At 71.7% G+C, this 17,888-nt stretch carries 18 protein-coding genes, 1 tRNA gene and 2 pseudogenes; 9 read left to right on the forward strand and 12 right to left on the reverse strand.

Annotation, left to right across the window (positions count from 1 at the left end; translation table 11 throughout):
- The first annotated feature begins 46 nt into the window (after positions 1–46).
- Positions 47–946 (forward strand): arginase family protein, encoded by a 900-nt coding sequence (locus ACOOHE_RS01595; protein ID WP_420456052.1) that lies wholly within the window; start codon positions 47–49, stop codon positions 944–946.
- Between the two features lie 6 nt (positions 947–952).
- Here the strand turns inward: ACOOHE_RS01595 and ACOOHE_RS01600 are convergent, their stop codons facing one another.
- Together ACOOHE_RS01600 and ACOOHE_RS01605 are read right to left on the reverse strand one after the other, a co-directional pair.
- Entirely contained in the window at positions 953–1,360 is a 408-nt protein-coding gene (locus ACOOHE_RS01600; RefSeq protein WP_420456053.1) for a hypothetical protein, read from the reverse strand.
- 235 nt (positions 1,361–1,595) lie between these two features.
- Positions 1,596–2,294 carry a DUF2993 domain-containing protein gene (locus ACOOHE_RS01605; RefSeq protein WP_420456054.1) on the reverse strand — a complete coding sequence of 233 codons (699 nt, stop codon included), beginning with the start codon at positions 2,292–2,294 and terminating at the stop codon, positions 1,596–1,598.
- A 156-nt stretch (positions 2,295–2,450) separates the two neighbouring features.
- Here ACOOHE_RS01605 and ACOOHE_RS01610 point away from each other — a divergent pair, with 156 nt between their 5' ends.
- Positions 2,451–4,247 (forward strand): type VI secretion system contractile sheath domain-containing protein, encoded by a 1,797-nt coding sequence (locus ACOOHE_RS01610; RefSeq protein WP_420456055.1) that lies wholly within the window; start codon positions 2,451–2,453, stop codon positions 4,245–4,247.
- Here ACOOHE_RS01610 and ACOOHE_RS01615 read toward each other — a convergent pair.
- The 4 genes from ACOOHE_RS01615 to ACOOHE_RS01630 form a co-directional block, all read right to left on the reverse strand.
- The gene (locus tag ACOOHE_RS01615) at positions 4,151–5,443 is read right to left on the reverse strand and encodes an MDR family MFS transporter (RefSeq protein ID WP_420456056.1); all 1,293 of its coding nucleotides are present in this window, start codon (positions 5,441–5,443) and stop codon (positions 4,151–4,153) included. The genes ACOOHE_RS01610 and ACOOHE_RS01615 overlap by 97 nt on opposite strands.
- 205 nt (positions 5,444–5,648) lie before the next feature.
- Positions 5,649–5,888 (reverse strand): YtxH domain-containing protein, encoded by a 240-nt coding sequence (locus ACOOHE_RS01620; protein WP_420456057.1) that lies wholly within the window; start codon positions 5,886–5,888, stop codon positions 5,649–5,651.
- Positions 5,889–5,974: 86 nt separating this feature from the next.
- Complete coding sequence (locus tag ACOOHE_RS01625; RefSeq protein WP_420456058.1) at positions 5,975–6,229, reverse strand: CsbD family protein; 255 nt, start codon at positions 6,227–6,229, stop codon at positions 5,975–5,977.
- Between the two features lie 120 nt (positions 6,230–6,349).
- Positions 6,350–7,072: a hypothetical protein gene (locus ACOOHE_RS01630; RefSeq protein ID WP_420456059.1), complete on the reverse strand. Its 723-nt coding sequence runs from the start codon at positions 7,070–7,072 to the stop codon at positions 6,350–6,352.
- Between the two features lie 69 nt (positions 7,073–7,141).
- Between ACOOHE_RS01630 and ACOOHE_RS01635 the strand changes: the two genes are divergently transcribed.
- Both ACOOHE_RS01635 and tnpA read left to right on the forward strand, forming a co-directional pair.
- Positions 7,142–7,486 (forward strand): 4Fe-4S binding protein, encoded by a 345-nt coding sequence (locus ACOOHE_RS01635; protein ID WP_420456060.1) that lies wholly within the window; start codon positions 7,142–7,144, stop codon positions 7,484–7,486.
- A gap of 402 nt (positions 7,487–7,888) precedes the next feature.
- Positions 7,889–8,348 (forward strand): annotated as a pseudogene (gene tnpA, locus ACOOHE_RS01640) (IS200/IS605 family transposase).
- A gap of 417 nt (positions 8,349–8,765) precedes the next feature.
- On the opposite strand, the gene ACOOHE_RS01645 reads toward tnpA, so the two are convergent.
- Together ACOOHE_RS01645 and ACOOHE_RS01650 are read right to left on the reverse strand one after the other, a co-directional pair.
- Positions 8,766–10,928, reverse strand: coding sequence for a glutamine synthetase III (locus ACOOHE_RS01645; RefSeq protein ID WP_420456061.1), 2,163 nt, complete (start codon positions 10,926–10,928; stop codon positions 8,766–8,768).
- A 100-nt stretch (positions 10,929–11,028) separates the two neighbouring features.
- Positions 11,029–11,508 (reverse strand): Lrp/AsnC family transcriptional regulator, encoded by a 480-nt coding sequence (locus tag ACOOHE_RS01650; RefSeq protein WP_420456062.1) that lies wholly within the window; start codon positions 11,506–11,508, stop codon positions 11,029–11,031.
- A gap of 180 nt (positions 11,509–11,688) precedes the next feature.
- On the opposite strand from ACOOHE_RS01650, the gene ACOOHE_RS01655 reads away from it, so the two are divergent.
- The 4 genes from ACOOHE_RS01655 to ACOOHE_RS01670 all read left to right on the forward strand — a co-directional run bounded on the left by ACOOHE_RS01655 (position 11,689) and on the right by ACOOHE_RS01670 (position 13,986).
- Positions 11,689–11,761: transfer RNA gene (locus ACOOHE_RS01655), tRNA-Ile, on the forward strand.
- A 202-nt stretch (positions 11,762–11,963) separates the two neighbouring features.
- The gene (locus tag ACOOHE_RS01660) at positions 11,964–13,085 is read left to right on the forward strand and encodes a hypothetical protein (RefSeq protein ID WP_420456063.1); all 1,122 of its coding nucleotides are present in this window, start codon (positions 11,964–11,966) and stop codon (positions 13,083–13,085) included.
- Between the two features lie 179 nt (positions 13,086–13,264).
- Positions 13,265–13,555, forward strand: a complete 291-nt coding sequence (locus tag ACOOHE_RS01665) for a FitA-like ribbon-helix-helix domain-containing protein (RefSeq protein WP_420457593.1) — start codon at positions 13,265–13,267, stop codon at positions 13,553–13,555.
- Positions 13,552–13,986, forward strand: a complete 435-nt coding sequence (locus ACOOHE_RS01670; RefSeq protein ID WP_420456064.1) for a type II toxin-antitoxin system VapC family toxin — start codon at positions 13,552–13,554, stop codon at positions 13,984–13,986. Before ACOOHE_RS01665 ends, ACOOHE_RS01670 begins: the two co-directional genes overlap by 4 nt.
- A gap of 115 nt (positions 13,987–14,101) precedes the next feature.
- Here the strand turns inward: ACOOHE_RS01670 and ACOOHE_RS01675 are convergent, their stop codons facing one another.
- The 4 genes from ACOOHE_RS01675 to ACOOHE_RS01690 all read right to left on the reverse strand — a co-directional run bounded on the left by ACOOHE_RS01675 (position 14,102) and on the right by ACOOHE_RS01690 (position 17,529).
- Positions 14,102–14,731, reverse strand: a complete 630-nt coding sequence (locus ACOOHE_RS01675; RefSeq protein WP_420456065.1) for a GNAT family N-acetyltransferase — start codon at positions 14,729–14,731, stop codon at positions 14,102–14,104.
- Between the two features lie 89 nt (positions 14,732–14,820).
- The gene (locus tag ACOOHE_RS01680) at positions 14,821–15,201 is read right to left on the reverse strand and encodes a hypothetical protein (protein ID WP_420456066.1); all 381 of its coding nucleotides are present in this window, start codon (positions 15,199–15,201) and stop codon (positions 14,821–14,823) included.
- A gap of 147 nt (positions 15,202–15,348) precedes the next feature.
- Complete coding sequence (rpoN, locus tag ACOOHE_RS01685) at positions 15,349–16,842, reverse strand: RNA polymerase factor sigma-54 (RefSeq protein ID WP_420456067.1); 1,494 nt, start codon at positions 16,840–16,842, stop codon at positions 15,349–15,351.
- Positions 16,843–16,890: 48 nt separating this feature from the next.
- Complete coding sequence (locus ACOOHE_RS01690; RefSeq protein WP_420456068.1) at positions 16,891–17,529, reverse strand: DUF3109 family protein; 639 nt, start codon at positions 17,527–17,529, stop codon at positions 16,891–16,893.
- A gap of 153 nt (positions 17,530–17,682) precedes the next feature.
- Between ACOOHE_RS01690 and ACOOHE_RS01695 the strand changes: the two are divergent.
- Positions 17,683–17,886 (forward strand): annotated as a pseudogene (locus ACOOHE_RS01695) (Holliday junction branch migration DNA helicase RuvB); the annotation flags it as partial.
- Positions 17,887–17,888 lie beyond the last annotated feature (2 nt).

The following is a 17,888-nucleotide window of genomic DNA, read 5'->3' on the forward strand; positions in this document are numbered from 1 at the left end:
CCGCCGCCGACACGTTCTCTGCCCCTTGCCTCTCGCCCCGTCCCCCTTGCCTTCTTCTGACCCCCGTCTCGGCAACTGGCTCCGCGACGCCCCGCTCACCGACCACACGCTCGTCGCGCTCGTCGGCTTCCCGTCGGACGAGGGCGTGCGGCGGAACGGCGGCCGGCCGGGCGCGGCGGCCGGCCCGACTGCGATCCGAGATGTGCTGTGGCGGATGACGCCCGACGCCCGCGACCCGGCGCCGTTCGTCGCCCTCCTCGACCGGGCCGCCGACCTCGGCGACGTCGACGTCACGGGCGACTTGGAGGCGGACCAGGCCCGCCTCGGCGCCGTCGTCGGCCGGCTGCTCGCGCGCGGCGTCGTCCCGGTCGTGCTCGGGGGCGGGCACGAGACGGCGTACGGCCACTTCCTGGGCTGGGTCGAGACCGGGCGCCCGGTCCACGCGCTGAACTGGGACGCCCACGCCGACGTCCGCCCGCTCGTCGACGGGCGGGGCCACTCGGGATCCCCGTTCCGCCAAATGCTCGACCACCCGTCCGGGCTCTGCACCGGCGTCACCGTCGCCGGGCTTCACCCGTGGCGCGTCGCCGCCGACCACGCCCGCGTTCCGACCGCTGTGGTCTGGGCCGAGGACCTGACCGCCAGCCGCGCCGAGGCCCTCGTCGGCGCGCTCGACGGCCCGACGCTGGCGTCGTTCGACCTCGACGCCGTCGACGCCGCGCCCGGCGTCAGCGCGCCGGGCGTGGGCGGGATCTCGGCGGCCGTGTGGCTCCGCGCCGCCGCCGCGTGCGGCCGGAGCCCGGACGTCCGCTCGGTCGACGTGGTCGAGCTCAGCCCGGCCCACGACATCGGCGGGCGGACGGCCGCGCTGGCGGCGCTCACGGTCTGGCACGTCTTGCGGGGGCTCGCTGCTCGCGAGGCCGGCGCTGGACCCGGCGTGCCGTAGGACGGCCTACGAGGGCGGGGGCGCCCCAGCGGGGGGCAGCGGGACGCCGAGCCAGTCGGCCGCCTCCTGCCGCGTCCGCGCGACGCGGTAGGTCCGGCGGAGGCCGGGGGTGAGCCGCTCGAGCAGGCGCAGGATGGCCGCCATGCTGTCCCGAGTGGTCACGCACGCGACCCGGTTCTCGCCGATCCGGTCGGCGTGCTCCCGCGCGGACGCGGCGAGCCGCTCGAGCTCGTCCGGCGAGATGTCGACCGCGGTGGCGGCCGACAGGTCCCAAACCTCATCAAATCCGGCTTCCCACGATGCGTCTTCGATTAGGCTTTTGCACGCGAGTACAAGGTCTTGACCCGTAACGTAATCGAACGCAGCAATGAATCCAATGCGGAATTCTGGATCAACCTGAATCTCGTAAGGCATTGGAGCCAGTTCGATGAGCCTCGAGATAAAGTACCGTGTTCACCCGATAGCGACGGTCTGTTCCATCCCCTATTCGCCCGTTCTTGTTCCTTGCGGGCCCGACGTGGGAGGAACCGGGATGAGAGCGTCCTACTCAGCCCGTGGAGCCCTCCCGTTGCCACCTCGCCGGGCCACCGGGGTTCTGTCACCGCGAGACCTCGGCCGGCCATCGTCTGCCGAGCGCGGCGCCGTCCCGTTACGGACTCTGGATCCGGACGCCGGTCAGGTCGCCCGTCGCTTCGAGCACGAGCGCGCCGTCCACCACGCGAGCGGCCGTCACGCGCAGGGCCAGGTCCTCGTCGGTGAGGTCCACGACCGGGTTGATCTGGTCGGAGACGCCCCTCGCGAGGGCGCCGCCGAGCCCGATCCCCGCCGCCCGCACACCCTCGACGTCGAAGTGGACGCGCCCGTCTTGAGCCACGACGCGGCCGCGGACCTCGGCCCCGACCGGGAGCCGAGCGCCCCCGATCTCCCCCCGGATGCGGACCGTCAGGCGGTCGGGCGCGTCGAGCGAGAGCTCGGCGTCGGCGATGCCGCGCTGGGTGGCGAGGTACGCCGCGAGGTCGGCCGGGAGGAGGCGGGCCGTGCCCCGGGCGGCGTCGACCCGGGTCAGCCGGCGCGTGGACCGGTCGAAGGCGACGCCGCTCAGCGTGACGTCGAGCCGGTCGATGACCGGCGCGTCCTCCCGGGCCACGCGCTCGCCGACCACGCGGACCGTCTCGGCCGTCCCGGCGCGGGCGCTGAGGCCGTCGACGGTGGCCTGGTAGCGCTCGGCGGGGCCGAGGACGCTGGGCAGGGCCGCCTCGATCTCGGCCTCGGCGCGGCCCGAGAGGTCGCACCCGGAGAGGGCGAGGGCGGCCAGGAGGGCGAGGAGCAGGCGCGAGGGAAGAACCATGGGCCGTGGATGAGCGAGGGCCCGGGAGGTTCCGGCTCGACGGTCTGCGTCGGGTGCGGGCGGTGTCGCCCGGAGTCCGCTCACGCGGTCGGGGGCCATTTCCTGTGCGCGGAGTCCATCGGCTGCGCCATCTTTGAGGACTCGCCTCCCGCTGCCATGTCCGAGCCCCCGTCCGTCGGCTTCCAGATCACGTCCGACCCGGACCGCACCACGGCCGGGGCGCCGACGGGCGGCGCGGCCGAGCGCGAGCGCGGCGGCGCGTTCCGCCTGGTCCTCGTCGCCGACCTCGACCCCCAGGCCGCTCAGCCCGACTGGGCCGACGGCGACCGCGTCTGGGACGTCGACGTGAACACGTTCGCCGAGCGGATGCGCGAGCATGGGCCCCGGCTCGACGTGACCGTCCCCGGCCTCGACGGCGAGCGCCTCCCGGTGGCGTGGACGGCCGACGCGCTCGACGCCTTCACGCCGGCCGGCATCGTGTCCCGCGTCCCCGGGCTCGCGGCGGCGGCCCAAGCCCAGGCCGCCCTCGACGACGCACGCCGCGGTGGCTTGGGACTCGACGCTTTGCGCGAGCGCTTGCGCCAGACCGGCGTCGCGGGGGCCGACGACCTCACGGCGGCCGTGGCTGCTCGGCCCGCTTCCCCCCCGGCTTCGCCATCATCCGGTGGCCCCCTCGACGCGCTGTTCGGGATGGTCGCCCTCGACGCCGACGACACGTCGCCGCCGGTGAACCCGCTCCTCGACGCGCTCGTTGGTGGGCCGTCCGGGCCGAGCGACATCGACCGGGCGGCGGCCGAGCGCGTCGCGGCGGACGTCGCCGGCCGGCTGCGCAAGACGTTGGCCGCCATCGTCGAGTACCCGGACGTGCGCCGGGCCGAGGCCGGGTGGCGCGGGCTCAAGCTCCTTGTCGACCGGCTCGCGTTCCCCAAGGGCGCGCGCCTGTCGGTGCTGGCCGCCCCGAAAGCGGCGCTTGCCCAGGCCGTCCACCACCAGGTGCTGCTCGCCGAGCACGCCCGGCCGGGCCAGACGCCGCTCGCGGCCGTCCTGCTCGACCACGCCGTCGAGGCGACGTCGGCCGATCTCGCGGCCCTCGGCGACCTCGCCGCGTCCGGCGCCAGCTTGCAGGTGCCCATCGTCGTGGGCGCGTCGCCGGCCTTTTTTGGGCTCGATGGCCCGACGGACTTTGCGCGCCTGCCCCCGGTCGCCGCGCTCTTCCAGCGGACCGAGTACGCCGCGCTCCGCTCGCTCCAGGCCCGGCCCGAGGCGGCGTTCTTGGCGCTCGCCATCCCACCGTTCCTGCTCCGCACGGCCTTCGGGCCGGATCATCCCGACCCGGCCCACGGGGTCGAGGGCGGCGAGCGTCTGTGGGGCAGCGGCGCGCTGCTCGTCGGTCTCGCGATGGCCGAGGCCCACCGCGAGCGTGGCTGGCCGACGGCGTCGGCGGGACAGGCGGTCCCCGACCTCCCCGTCTGGGCCGGGCGGACGGGGGCGACGCCGCTCGCGGCGGCGTTCGGCAACGACGTGGTTGCTGACCTCGCCCGTGCCGGCGTGCTCGCGTTCGCGGGCCCGCTCGGGAGCGACCGTGCCGTGCTCGGCTCGGCTGCGATGGTCGCCGCTGGCGACGTGTCGGGCGACGCGCATGCTCGGCCGAGCCTGCCGGCCGCCGTGTTCACCGCGCTCGCCACGCACCGCGCGCTGACCCTCGGCGCGGCCTGCGCCGGGCTCGACCCGGACGCGGCGGGGGCCGAGATCGACCGGCGCTTCCGCGCCTTCGTCCGCGGCGACGCGGGGCCCGTCGAGCCGGACGCCGTGACGGTCCAGCACGTCGGTGCGCACGACACGGCCGCCTCGCGGACCTACGCCGTCCGCCTGCGGCCCTCGCGGGACGTGCTGCCCGAGCCGGTCGGCGTCGTGCTCGGCGTCGAGGTGCCGAGGGCGACGGCGGGCGGGTGACTCGGGCTCGCGAAGCGGCGCCGGAGCGTCGGCAGCAGGAGCGCGACGAGGACCGCGGCGACGGCGACCAGCCCGGCGGCTCCGCCCCACAGCGCGGCCGACCCGAGCCCGGCGAACACGAGCCCGCCGAGGGCCGGGCCGATCATCTTGGCCAGTCCCCAGCTCGCGTGGTACACGCCCTGGTACGAGCCGCGCAGGTCGTCGGGCGCCATCCGCGCGACGAGCGTCGGGACGACGGGCAGGAACGCCATCTCGCCGAGCGTCCACACGACGGCGCAGGCGGCGTAGGCGCCGAACGAGTGGGCCGGGATCTGGAGCGCCAGCCCGAGCGCGACGAGGGCGACCGCCGTCGGGACCGGCCACCCCGTCGCCCGGTCGCCGACCCACGCGGCCACCGGCAGCCCGACGAGCACGATCAACGCCCCGTTGACGGTGATGACGAACCCGAAGTAGCGCTCGCTCAGCCCGTCGGCCTCCATCGCCAGCGGCAGCGTGGTGAACAGCTGGTAGAACCCGATGCCGGTCAGCAGCACGGCCAGGGCGAGCGCCGCCAGCGCCCCGTCGCGCGCGACCGGGCCGAGGTCGATCCGGGGCCGTTCCGCGCCGTCGGCCGTCGGAGGCCGTGTCTCGGGGACCGACACCAGGACGATGACGGCGTAGGCGAACAGCGTGGCCCCTTCCAACACGAACAGGCCGAGGTACGACCGCTCGGCCAGGAGCCCGCCGAGGGCCGGCCCCACCGCCGCGCCCAGGTTGATGGCCCAGTAGACGATGGCGTAGGCCCGAGGCCGCCCGGCCTCCGGCACCAGGTCCGCGACGGCGGCCGAGACCGCCGGCCGGTACATCTCGCTCAGCAATCCGAACGCGGCCACCAGCCCGCCGACCGCCGCGAACGACGGCGCGAACGGGATGGCCGCCATCGGGAGCGACGCCCCGCCCAGGCTCGCCAGCAGCACCGGCCGCCGCCCGACCCGGTCCGACAGCCACCCGCCGACGAAGCCGCCGGCGAACGCGCCGGCCCCGTAGAGCGAGACGGCCGCCGTCGCCTGGGCGACGCTGAACGCGCGCGGCCCGCTGAGGTAGAGGGCCAGGAACGGCAGGACCACGAGCCCCGTCCGGTTCACGAACGTGCCCACGACGAGCATCCAGAACGGGCGGGGGTAGGCCGCGACGGCGGCGCGCAGGCGGGGGGGCACGCCCGAACGTACCGCGCCCCGAACGGCCGAGGCCGCCCGGGGCGCCGAAGACGGTGCGGAGCCGGCGCGCTGGAGCACTCCGCGTAGCGGGCCCGTCCGTCATCCCGCAGACGAAGCGGGCTGTCCGTGGGGTGGCCGGCCTCCGCGAGGCGATTCGGAGCGGGCCGATCGACCGCTGACGGACCGAGTCACGGAACCACTGGCTCTAGCTGCCCAGCTTGTCGGCCGCTTTGCCGAGCAGGTCGGCCGCCGTCTCGGCCGCCTTGCCCGCGAGGTCGCCGGCCACCTCGGCCGCTTTGCCGGCGGCCTTCGCCGCCTGGTCCTTCACGGCGTCCGGCGCGAGGTCGGCCGCCTTGCTGGCGAGCGCGCCGGCCGCGTCGCCGGCCTTGTCGGCGGCGTCTTGGGCGAGGTCGCCGGCAGTGTCTTTGAGGTTGTTGAGGTCCATGACGAGAGGGGAGGGGGTGAGCCCAAAGAATACGGGGCCCGCGGCGATCGCCGCGGGCCCCGTGTCTGTCGCGCCGTCGAGTGCGCTCAGTCGAGCCCGTCGATGGCGTCCCCGGCCGCGTCGGCGGCGTCGGCGTGGGCGTCACCGGCGGTCTTGCGGGCCTTGCCGGCCATCTCCTGGGCGGCGCCCTTGGCCTGCATGCTCTTGTCGTCGAAGGCGTCGCCGACCGTCTTCTTGACCTTGCCCTTCATCTCGTCGAAGGCGCCGGCGGCCTGCTCCTTGCGGCCCTTGGCCTCCTCCTCGTGGAGCTGGTTCTTCGCGTCGTTGGTGAGGTCGCTCATGGGGTCGGGGGAATCGTGGAAGGGCCGGTTGCACGAGGCCCGTTCTCGGGAGGTCCGCCGGCCGGCCGAATTCACGCCTGGCCACTCTCAGAGCCTCCTGCGACCCCTCGGCCCGAGCCGCTACTCGGCCGGCTGGCGGTCGCGGTAGGCGTCGCGCGAGCGGACGTAGTCGTCGGCGAGCCGGTCCGTGATCCGCTCGGCGACGAGGTCGGCCAGGCGGCCGAGGCCCGTCGCCATCTCGGCCGACGACAGGGCCGCCAGCGACCGGCCCGTGAACACGTTGCCGACCGAGACGGGCAGCCCCAGCAGCACCCGGTCGACGACCTCGCGCTCCCTCAGCTCGGCGTCCCACAGCGTCGCGCCGGTCCGGGCGTCGAGCAGGTAGACGTCGCCGACGAGCACGAAGTAGACCGCGCCCTCGTACGAGTCGGCCACGAGCGCGTAGTCGGCGATGCGGAGGTCGAGGACAAAGTCGGCGGCCTCGGGCCGCGAGGCCGGGGCGAACCGCAAGAGCTGGGCCGTCCGCGCCAGCGACTGCCGCGCGATCCGGTCGGCCACGTCGACCGTGGCGACCACGCTGTCGAGCCGGGCCTGGGCGCGCCGCGCCTGCCGACGCTTCTCGAGCGACGTCCCCACGCGGACGGCCGTGCCCACGGGGTCGTACGGGTTGATCCCGGCCTCGAGCGGGCTCCCCGCCTGGACGCGCGGGGCCGGCGGGATGGCGGCCGTGACGGCCACGCGGCGGCCGTCGAGCGAGACCTCGTCCAGGCGGTTCGACGTGCCGCATCCGGACACGGCGAGGGCGGCGACGAGGGCGACGAGCGGGAGCGAGCGGTGGAACACGGCCGGGGGCAGAGGGTGAGCGCGCTAGCTTAGCCGCCTTTCGCCCGGTTCCGGTAACCCCGCCGTCTCATGCCCTACGTCGTCGCCCAGCCCTGCATCAACTGCAAGCACACCGACTGCGTCGAAGTCTGCCCCGTCGACTGCTTCTACGAGGGGCCTAACTTCCTCGTCATCCACCCCGACGAGTGCATCGACTGCAACGCCTGCGTCCCGGCCTGCCCCGTCGAGGCCATCTACGCCGACGACGAGCTGCCCGAGGACCAGGCCCACTACGCCGAGTGGAACGACTACCTGTCGAGGCAGTGGCAGACCCTCGGCTACAACATCACCGAGAAGAAGGAGCCGCTCCCAGGCTGCGGCGACGACAACACGGCAACCGAGGAGGACATCCTGACCTGGGAGGGCGCCGAGTAACCGTGCCTCCCTCGGCCGGGGCTACAGGATGACCGACAGCGCGGCGAGGGCCAGGACCACCGAAACCATCGCCGAGCGGATCGCGGTGCGGGACGGGAGGAGGGACACGGTTGCCAAGGATGCGCCGGGGAGACGAACCAATATGCGGCCCGGTCGCGAGCGGTCCAAGCGTGAACGTCTGATCGTTCCCTGAGGGTTGGCCTGAGGCGCATGCCGGTGTTGCTCCAGAGACGCGCCCGGTTTTCTCTCCCATCTTCCCCCTGAGCCGCTACGCTCTCCGCCGATCACAGAAATAAGACGAGTCATTTTCCATAGTAGGGTAGAAACCCCCGCCTTCAGGCGGGCAGCTTCCAGCTAGCCGTATGCCCCTCGGGTCCCGCTCACGGTTGGCGATCTTCCCCCGTGGACTACCGTCGGGGCTCGCACACCACCTACCGCATCGAGCACCACTTCGTGTGGGTCACGAAGTACCGGCACGAGATACTCTCGGCACAAGGTGCTCTCGGGCGACGTGGCGGTCCGGCTCCGGGAGTTGGTCCGCCAGACGTGCGAGCGGTCGGAGGTCGAGATCTTGGACGGCGTCGTCTCGTCGGACCACGTCCACATTCTGGTGTCGGCCCCGCCTCAACTGGCGCCGTCGGAGATCATGCGCCGCGTCAAGGGTCGGCCGGCGGAGAAGTCGTTCGAGGACTCCGGGTGGTCGCGGAAGGAGTTCTGGGGCCGGCGTCTGTGGGCGCGCGGCTACTTCTGCGTGACGAGCGGGGCGAAGGGCGACGTTCCATCGCCTACGCAGGAGAAGATCGAGGAGTACCTGCGGCATCACTTCGAGCCGACGGAAGCGGACAACTTCAAGATCGAGTAGCGACCGGCGGCCTTAGCCCGCCGGTATCGGACTTCCAGTCGTCGGCTTTCAGCCGTGTCGAGAACCCACCGGCTGAAGCCGGTGGTCGTTCAGTCCCGCGCCGGCGGGACCGCAAAGCGACGGCGCCAGCCAACCCATGCGGCGCCGGCGCAGCGATCAGGACCGTATGGTCCCCGTCTTCGCGGGGATGGCTATTGGCGTTGCGTGCTCGATTTGTGGACCCGATTAGAACGTAGCGACCCCGCTCCCCCCCGGGGGTGGAGAGCGGACCCAATCTCGCTCACCAAACAGCTTCTGGCGGCGCGCGTCGGCCCGACGTGGGAACGCCCCGCCGGCCGATGGAGCCGACGGGGCGTTTCGCGGACGGGGGCTCGGCGCACCGCGACGCTGGCGGACAGGACACGGCACGCCGTGTCCCTACTTGCCGGTGAACAGCATGTCGCGGTAGGTCGGGAGCGGCCACAGGTCGGCCGGGACCTCCTTCTCGAGCGCGTCGCAGGCCGCGCGGACGGTGGTGAGCGCGGGGATCACCTTGTCCTTCATCGCGACCGACTCGTCGGCCGCCTTGTGGGCGGCGGCGCGGGCCTCCGCGAGCGCGCCGAGCGCCGTCTGGAGCGCGTTGACCTGGTCGATCACGCCGGACGCGATGGCCTTCGTGCCCGAGACGTCGAGCCCAAGGTCGTCGGCGGCCTCGGCGGCCTCGCCCAGCTCGGCGAGGGCCCGGATGGCCGCCGGCAGGACCAGCGTCTTGGCCATCGACTCGGTCGTCGCCGCCTCCACGTTGAGCGTCAGCGCGTACTGCTCGGCCAGGATGTCCTTGCGGCTCTCGAGCTCGGCCTCGGTCAGCACGTCGTAGCGCTCGAACACGGCGACGTTCTTGGCGTCGGTCAGCGTCGCGAGCGCGTCGGGCGTCGTCTGGAGGTTGAGGAGGCCGCGCTCCTCGACGGCCTCGCGGTGCCACTCGGCCGAGTAGCCGTCGCCGTTGAACACGACCCGGGTGTGCTCGCGGATCGAGTCCGTGATGACCTCGCGGACGGCCTGCTCGATGGCCTTCTTCGACGACTTCCGGCCCAGCTTCTCTTCGAGCTTCGTCGCCAGGTCGTCGATGGCCTCGGCCACGATCGTGTTCAGGACCGTGAGCGGGAAGCTGACCGACTGGCTGGAGCCGACCGCGCGGAACTCGAACTTGTTGCCGGTGAAGGCGAACGGGCTCGTCCGGTTCCGGTCGCCCGCGTGACGCGGCAACGTGGGGAGGACCGGGCTGCCCAAGCCGAGGAAACCGGACTGCTTGCTCTCGGTCGCCGTGCCGGTCGCCGTGATCTGCTCGAACACGTCCGAGAGCTGGTCGCCCAAGAAGATCGAGATGATGGCCGGCGGCGCCTCGTTGGCCCCCAGCCGGTGGTCGTTCGCCGCCGTCGCGATCGCCGCCCGCAACAGGTCCTGGTGCGTGTGGACGGCCTGGACGACGGCCGTGCAGAAGAACAGGAAGCGGAGGTTCTTGTGCGGCGTGTCGCCGGGCTCGAGCAGGTTCTCGCCCCCGTCCGTCGACATGGCCCAGTTGACGTGCTTGCCGGACCCGTTGATGCCGGCGAACGGCTTCTCGTGGAGCAGGCACGCCAGCCCGTACCGCTTGGCGACGCGCTGGAGCACCATCATCATGACCTGCTGGTGGTCCGCGGCGACATTCGCGTTCTCGAAGATCGGCGCGATCTCGTACTGGCCCGGGGCCACCTCGTTGTGGCGCGTCGCGACGGGCACGCCGAGCCGGTAGAGCTCGGTCTCGACCGCGTTCATGTAGGCCATGATCCGCTCCGGGATCGACCCGAAGTAGTGGTCGTCGAACTCCTGCCCCCTGGGCGGCGCGGCCCCAACGAGCGTCCGCCCGGCGACCAAGAGGTCGGGCCGGTCCTCGAAAAAGGCCTCGTCGATCAAGAAGTACTCCTGCTCGGCCCCGCACGTCGCGTACACCCGGCCGACCGACTCGCCCAACACGTCGAGCGCGCGCGTGGCCTGGCGGTCGAGGGCCTCCATGCTGCGCAAGAGGGGGATCTTGTGGTCGAGCGCCTCGCCGGTCCACGACGCGAAGGCCGTCGGGATGCAGAGCGTGGCCGACCCGTTGTGCTCGACCAAGAAGGCCGGGCTCGTCGGGTCGTAGGCCGTGTAGCCCCGGGCCTCGAACGTGGCGCGGAGGCCGCCGCCGGGGAAGCTGGAGGCGTCGGGCTCGCCCTGGATCAGGTTCTTGCCCGAGAACTCGGCGACGGCGCCGCCGCCCGCGTTCGGCGTGATAAACGAGTCGTGCTTCTCGGCCGTCCGCCCGGTGAGCGGCTGGAACCAGTGCGTGTAGTGGGTCGCGCCGCGCTCGACGGCCCACTCCTTCATGGCGAGGGCGACGGCGTCGGCGACGGTCTCGTCGAACGGCTCGCCGTTCTCGATGGTGGCCGTCAACTTCTTGTAGACGGCCTTCGGCAGGCGCGACTTCATCTCGGCCAGGCCGAACGTGTTCTGGCCGAAGATGGCTTCGACGTCCTGAGGCGTGGCGTGGCCGTTTCCGTTGAGGGCGGTGCGGGTGAGGGTGGGCATGGGGGTGGGGGAAGAGGGTGGGTCGGCGGCGTTGCGTGCAACGCCGGTACGGGTCGGCGTCGTCGAGCGGGTCGGCGGCGAGCGGGTCGGCGTCGGGCGGTCAGTCGGGCGAGGCGAGGACCATCGGCTGGGAGCGGAGGTAGGGGGTCTCCTTGTGGGTCGTGAGCACCAGGCTCGTCCGCGTGCCGCGGACGCCGGGGACGGCCTGGATCGTCGCGAGCAGCCGCTCGAGCGCCGTCGTGTTCCGCACGCGGACTTTGAGTACGTGCGAGCCGTCGCCGGTGACCGAGTGGAGCTCCTGGACCTCGTCGAGCGCCGAGGCGGTCTCGACGAACTCGGCGTAGTGGTCGCTGCCCGTCGACTGGACGAACACGAACGCCATCACGTCGTGGCCGAGCCGCTTGGCGTCGACGGTCGCGTGGAAGCCCGTCAGGACGCCGCGGGCGTCGAGCTTGCGCATCCGGTCGGAGACGGACGGGATGGACAGCCCGACGGCCTCGGCGATGTCTTTCCGCTTGATCCGCCCCTCGCGCTGCAAAAGGTCCAGGATCTGAGTGTCGATGGTATCGATTTTGTCCACGATGGCGGCTTGGTGCCGAGATTTCTGAGGCGTTCGGCAACCTACGCCTTTGCTCGTGGTGGTGGCCAGTCGCCACCCATTCTTTACGGAACCGCTGCGCGCGGCTCGGCTCGGCGCTTGGCCACCGCCTCCGCTCCGCCAGCCCGAGGGCTCTGAGGGCCGCCCGTAGTTTGAGGCTCCGGGCTCGTAGCACAACGGTTAGTGCAGCCGGCTCATAACCGGACGGTTGCAGGTTCAAATCCTGCCGGGCCCACTCAAAAGGATGCTATGTTTTTGTCTCGCATCGAGACATCGCAGAGCTTGTGCAATATGGGTACAACATTTGCCCCGCGACGGCGGGCCATTGGGACACTGACCCTCTGATAGCCGCTGGGCGATCAGTCTCGGCGGCTTTAGAGGAGACGTGCCGAGAGGACGCCGGAATCGCCGTAAATAAGGAGCACGTCCCGCGATCCATGCCGCCCTTGTCCGCCGGATACTACATCCCTCACATTACGACGGGCGCCCCGGGACCGCCCGACGCCGGGACGCTCTACCAGCCCGTGGTCCGCGACTTCAAGGGGGCGCTCGCCGAGGCGATCCTGTTCGGCGACCGCGTGACGATCGACCTGGGGACCGGCGCTGTCCCAGAGCTCTTAAAGTGGTTCGGGGGTGCGCTGTTCGAGGAGGTCATGGAGACGGGGAAGGTCGAGTTCGCCTATAGCGAGCCCATTGCTAGCGCCGGGTACGTGTCGGAAGCCTTGGCCCGCCAGTCCGGCGGGGCGACCGGCCTCGCGACCGTATCTCGCAAAGGGCTCGCGTTCAACACACCGTTTGGGAGAGCGCAGGCGGACATCAGGGGAAGCATGGATCTCCCAAAGTGGAAGGTGCGGTTGATCGCGCGTCAAGTCGAACGTGGGGTCCGCGAGATCCCGACCTCGGTGTACCGTGTGGCACACGCCGCCGCCCGGGCGGACATCACGTCTTCCGTGGGGGGCGAGCTCTTCTTCCCCAGAGACGTGGATCCCGACGCCGGCACCTTGTCGGAGCCCGATGTGCGGAAGTACCTCGCTGTGGCCGGTGCCAACGTCAAACTCGCGACGGCTGCCGAACTCGGCATCGACCGGATCGTCGGGAATCATAGCGTCCGCCTCGTCATGCTCCGCCGTCTGGCGGACCTAGCCAATGGTGCGGCAGTCGCCCTCGAGGACATCCAGACGCTGTTGGACGTGGAGGGCGTACCCGACCTGGGAGCCCTATTGAGAGACGAGGCCCTCACCTTCCAAGACGTGGTAGATCTCAGCTACACCCGACCGGCCGAAGAATTCCGAGAATGGCTAGGGGACCGAGACCGCGACAGCGCGACAGACGTGGCACGAGCGTACGCGGCTGAAGTCCGCGAGCGGGCGCGCGGGGACCTGTCTACGAGGGCCCTCCGTGTTGTGGCCGCGACCGTTGCCGGCGCGCTCTTCGGTCCGTTCGATCCGTCCGGGCTGGTCGTTGGCGCGACGGTTAACGCCGTCACCGAGTTCTACGGGCACAGGCTGGGGCAGGCATGGGAGCCGATGGTGTTCATGGACACGCTGCGGGACCTGTAGCTAGCTTCTCCGATCCGGCGTGCCATGACTGTGTCCGGCTGTCGCCCGATCTGCCGAACTCTCGGCGAACGCGGTCCACCCCCGTGGCTTCAGCGAGTGGGCCGTCCGTCCGTGACCGTCGTTGGCAATGACAGCCGGGCGTAGCTTGTCCCCAGAACGGAACCAAAACGGTGGCGCCCATGCCCTCGCTCACGCTCAAAGGCATCCCCGACCGCGTCATGGACCGGCTCCGCCAGCGGGCCGACGCCGAGCGGCGGAGCCTCAACCAGCAAGCCATCCGCCTCCTCGAGACGGCCCTCGACGACGCCCGCCCAAACTTCGCCGACGCCTACCGCGGCTTCGTCCAAGCCCACGGCCCCTCGCCGCTCGACGACGACGCATTTGACGAGACGTTCGGAGGACTCCGCGATCGGACCCCCGGGCGGCCCTCCCCGTTCGCCGACGGAGGTCCATTCGACGGCGGCGCGTGACCCGGTACCTCCTCGACACCAACACCGTCTCGGAGCCGGCTCGGAGGCGGCCGGACCCCGAAGTCCTCACTCGCATCGAGGTCCACACCGGCGAGACCGCCATCGCGAGCGTCGTGTGGCACGAGCTCGTCTACGGACTTGAGCGAATGCCTGCCGGGCGGAAACGGGACTATGTCGCGCGTTACCTCCTCGACGTCGTCCGCCCGGCTCTCCCCGTGGTCCCCTTCGACACGGCCGCCGCCGAGTGGCTGGCGCGGGAGCGGGCGCGCCTCGAAGCCCAGGGGACGCCGCGCCCTGCGCTCGACGGGATGATCGCCGCCGTCGCCGCCAGGCGCGGGCTCATCCTCGTCACCCGCAACACCGACGATGTCGTCGGCTACGACGGCCTCCACGTCGAGAACTGGTTCTCCGACAACGATTCCGACGGCTGACGGGCACGTTCAGGTCATCGCTTCATCACAGCCGCCGCGAGCTCGTCGAGCGGATCAGCGGCCTCGTCGGGGTCGTCGCCGCCGCCGCGACCCCTTGCATCGCCGGCCCGCTCCGTTAGGCGGGAGGCCGCGCCATCCCCCAGTAGCCGTGGCCGCCCGGCACCCGGCGCTCGCCGACGACCTCGAACCCGTGGCCTCGGTAATACGGAAGGTTCGACGGCGTCGACGTCTCGAGGTAGACCGCCCGTCCCTCCCGATTGGCCTCGGCGATCATTGGCGCCATCAAGCGCGCGCCCAGGCCCGTCCCCTGCGCCTCCGGCTCGACGCCCAGCAGCAGGAGGTACCAGTGGCCCGGCGGCGCGGCCTCGCGGCGGAGCGCGTCGATGGTGTCGGACAGCTTCTTGAGCCGCCACGTCGCCGCGGCCCCGTACCGCCGGGGGAACCCGAGCGCCCCGGCCCGGACGCCGGACGCCAGCCCGACGCCGTTGCCCGGCGCGATCCACACCGACTGGCCCGCGCCGCCGTCGCCCACGTAGAGGCGCCCGCCGCCGAAGCCGAGCCGCGGCACGAGCACGCCGTAGTACCACTGGAGCGCTCGGCGTCGCTCGTCGGGGTCGGGCCAGAGGTACATCCCGCCGGCGTCGTCGATGAAGGCCGCGCTCATGGCTCGGCCCAGCCGCTCGGCGTCGTAGCCCGAGGCGGTCGCGCGGTGGATTCCGGGGGGGAGGTCAGAGGCCGAGGGCATGGCGAGCGGAACCCCCACCGGGGCCGCTGAGGTCCCCGAGCGCTCGTGGCGGGACGGTCGAACCGGAGGAGCCCCTTTGGTCTTTCCATCTACGCCGCGCGTCGGCCTGTCGTCACGCGGTCGACGCGCTGGTCGGGCGCGATCCACCGTCCGTCGCCGCCGGCCACCGGGTAGGCGTTGGGAGCCCCGGGCACGAGGGATCGCGACGCGCGCGCGGGCACCTTGCGGAACCGGGCGCCCTGCCACCAGAACAGCGCGCCGGGCGGCAGCAGCACGAACGGGACCGGAGACGCCGACGCCGGCGGGACCTCGACGCCGCACCGCGCCAGCGCCGCCTCAGCATCGATCCCCTCGGCCAGTGCGAGGGCGACGGCCAGCGCGCGCGGCGCCTCGGCCGCTACCTCGGGCGCGAGCCGAGCGAGGGCGCGGTCGACCGCCACGCGGACGTCGTCGGGGGTGGGGGACGGCACCGGGGGGCGGTGAGGCGTGAGCGGTGAGGCAGGCGCGAGCGGTCAGCCGTGAGCGGTGAGGCGCAGGCCGCTGAGCGGGCTCAGAACGCGGCGGGGCATCCCAAGCTCCGACGCTGCCTCATCGCTCACGCCTCACACCTCCGTGCCCTACGCCAGCACGATCTGGCGGCGGAGCCGGGCGACGGGCACGCCGAGCTGCTCGCGGTACTTCGTCACCGTCCGCCGGGCGATGGGGAAGCCCTCCTCGGCCAGCAGGTCGGCCAGCTTCTGGTCGCTCCACGGCTTCGTCTTGTCCTCCTCCGACACGATCCGCTCGAGCAGCGCCTTGACCTCCTTGTTCGAGACCTCCTCGCCGTCGTCGCCGGTGATGCCCTCCGAGAAGAAGTGCTTCAGCTCGTAGACGCCGTACTCGGTCTGGACGTACTTCCCGTTGACCACGCGGCTCACCGTCGAGATGTCCATCTTGATGATGTCCGCGATGTCCTTCAGGATCATCGGCTTGAGGTGGCCCTCGCCGTGCTCGAAGAAGTCGCGCTGGACCTCGACGATGGCCTCCATCACCCGGAGCAGCGTGTTCCGCCGCTGCTGGATCGAGTTGATGAACCACCGGGCCGACTCCATCCGGGTCTTCAGAAAGTCCTTCGTCTCCTTCGCCTTGTCGTCGCCCTTCGTCTTGCGCGCCGAGAGGTCGTTCCACATGTCCCGGTAGTGCCGGGACACGCGGAGCTCGGGCGCGTTGCGGCCGTTGAGCGAGATCCGGAAGTCCTCGCCGTCGCGCTCGACGGTGAAGTCGGGCGTGATGTAGTTGGTCTGGACGGCGAAGTCGCCCTCGCCCGGCTTGGGGTCGAGGCTGCGGACCAGGTCGAAGGCCTCCTTCAGGTCGTACTCGTCGATGCCGAGCTTGCGCTGGATGGCGTCGAAGTGCTTCATCGTGAACGCCTTGTAGCAGTCCCGGAGCATGTCGATCGCGTTCTCGCGCCCGTCGACCTCGTCGCCCATCACGTCGAGCTGGATAAGCAGGCACTCGCGGAGGTCGCGCGCCGCGATGCCGACTGGGTCGAGCCGCTGGATCCGCGTCAGCACCCGCTCGATGTCGGCCTCGGTGAGCACGACGCCGTAGTTGAACATGACGTCGTCGAGGATCGACTCGACGGGCCGGCGGAGGTAGCCGTCCTCGTCGATGGACCCGATGATCTGGTCGGCGACGAGCTCCTCGGTCTCGCTCAGGTCGAGCAGGCCGACTTGGTCGCGCAGGCCCTCGGCCAGCGACGACATGGCCGGCATGGGCGTCTCGCGCTCGTCCTCCTCGGCCGAGTGGTCGACCTGGGCCTTGTAGCCGTAGAGGTCGTCGGGCGCGTTCAAGAACTCGTCCCAGTCGAACTCGTCGTCGGACGAGGTCTCGGTGGACTCGGACGGGAGGTCGTCGTCGAGGTCGCTCGAGCCGTCGTCGGTGGGCTCGTCGGCGTTGTCGAGCTGGAGGTCGTCCTCCTCCTCGCCCTCTTCCAAGAGCGGGTTCGACTCGAGCTCGGCCTTGATCCGCTGTTCGAGCGCCAGCGTCGGCAGTTGCAGCAGCTTGATGTACTGGATCTGCTGCGGCGAGAGCTTCTGCTGGAGGCTTTGCTTTTGGTGGAGGTTGAGCATCGGAGAGAGAGACGACCCGGGGGGGTATCGGGACGCGCGGCCGGCCGGTTAAGCGGGCGGCGCGGGGGCGGGGTCCTGGGGCCCGATGCCGACGTCGTGGCGCCGCTGACGCAGCGTCTCGCGGAACCGGGCCACCCAGTCGGCGCCGTACTTGCGGGTGAGCGGGCGGTCGAGGAAGTCGGCGAGTTGGACGCCGGTCCGCCGGCCGTGGGGGACGGCCGGGGCGCACAGCTCGATCCGCTCGTAGTTCAGCACGTCGGTGGCCTCGTCGCCCTCGCCGAACGTCTCGATGCGGACGGGGTAGAGGTGGCACGAGACGGGTTTCTCGAACCCGGTCTTGCCGTCCCAGAACGCCTGCTGCAACGCGCACTTGGCGACGGCCGAGCCGGCCCCGCCGCCGTCGTACACCACGAACACGCACTCGCGGTTGCGGACGGTCGTGGTGTGGTAGCCGGACCGCTCGTCGCCCTCCCACACGCCGTGCCGGGCGATCTCGGCCCGGGCCTCGGGCCGGAGCTTCCGCTCGACGACGGGCAGCGCGTCCTCCAGCATCTGGCGCTCGTCCGGCTCGACCGGTGCGCCGCGGTCGCCGTGGACGCAGCACGCGCCGAAGCACGAGCCGAGGTGGCACGCGAACGGCGCGTCCAAGAGGGCGTCGGAGACGAGGACGTGGTCGACAGCAAACATGGCGCCAACGTAGGGACGGACGCGAGCGGGCGTCAACGGAGAATGCCGGAGGATCGGTGGACCGGGTGCCCATGTGCCCACCCGTCCACGCAGCGGGGGTGACGCCCCCTGTCACCCCCGTCGGCTACCTTGCGAGAAACCGACCACCGATCCATGAGCTCCGCCCCCCGCGACGCCTCCGCGCCGACCTCGGCGCCCGACGCCGATCTCGAAAAGGCCCTACGCCCGCGCGCCCTCGACGACTTTATCGGCCAGCCCAAGATCAAGGACAACCTCCGGGTGTTCGTGACGGCCGCGCTCCAGCGCGGCGAGGCGCTCGACCACGTGATCCTCTCCGGGCCCCCGGGGCTCGGGAAGTG

This window comes from Rubrivirga sp. (assembly GCF_965213695.1).
In the GTDB taxonomy this organism is placed as follows: Bacteria; Bacteroidota; Rhodothermia; order Rhodothermales; family Rubricoccaceae; genus Rubrivirga.

Coding starts and splice junctions, on each gene's coding strand:
- ACOOHE_RS01625 (WP_420456058.1), bottom strand. CDS start 6,229: ATGAGCGACCTCACCAACGACGCGAAGAACCAGCTCCACGAGGAGGAG.
- ACOOHE_RS01610 (WP_420456055.1), top strand. CDS start 2,451: ATGTCCGAGCCCCCGTCCGTCGGCTTCCAGATCACGTCCGACCCGGAC.
- ACOOHE_RS01635 (WP_420456060.1), top strand. CDS start 7,142: ATGCCCTACGTCGTCGCCCAGCCCTGCATCAACTGCAAGCACACCGAC.
- ACOOHE_RS01675 (WP_420456065.1), bottom strand. CDS start 14,731: ATGCCCTCGGCCTCTGACCTCCCCCCCGGAATCCACCGCGCGACCGCC.
- ACOOHE_RS01600 (WP_420456053.1), bottom strand. CDS start 1,360: ATGCCTTACGAGATTCAGGTTGATCCAGAATTCCGCATTGGATTCATT.
- ACOOHE_RS01645 (WP_420456061.1), bottom strand. CDS start 10,928: ATGCCCACCCTCACCCGCACCGCCCTCAACGGAAACGGCCACGCCACG.
- ACOOHE_RS01665 (WP_420457593.1), top strand. CDS start 13,265: ATGCCCTCGCTCACGCTCAAAGGCATCCCCGACCGCGTCATGGACCGG.
- ACOOHE_RS01690 (WP_420456068.1), bottom strand. CDS start 17,529: ATGTTTGCTGTCGACCACGTCCTCGTCTCCGACGCCCTCTTGGACGCG.
- ACOOHE_RS01660 (WP_420456063.1), top strand. CDS start 11,964: ATGCCGCCCTTGTCCGCCGGATACTACATCCCTCACATTACGACGGGC.
- ACOOHE_RS01620 (WP_420456057.1), bottom strand. CDS start 5,888: ATGGACCTCAACAACCTCAAAGACACTGCCGGCGACCTCGCCCAAGAC.
- ACOOHE_RS01605 (WP_420456054.1), bottom strand. CDS start 2,294: ATGGTTCTTCCCTCGCGCCTGCTCCTCGCCCTCCTGGCCGCCCTCGCC.
- rpoN (WP_420456067.1), bottom strand. CDS start 16,842: ATGCTCAACCTCCACCAAAAGCAAAGCCTCCAGCAGAAGCTCTCGCCG.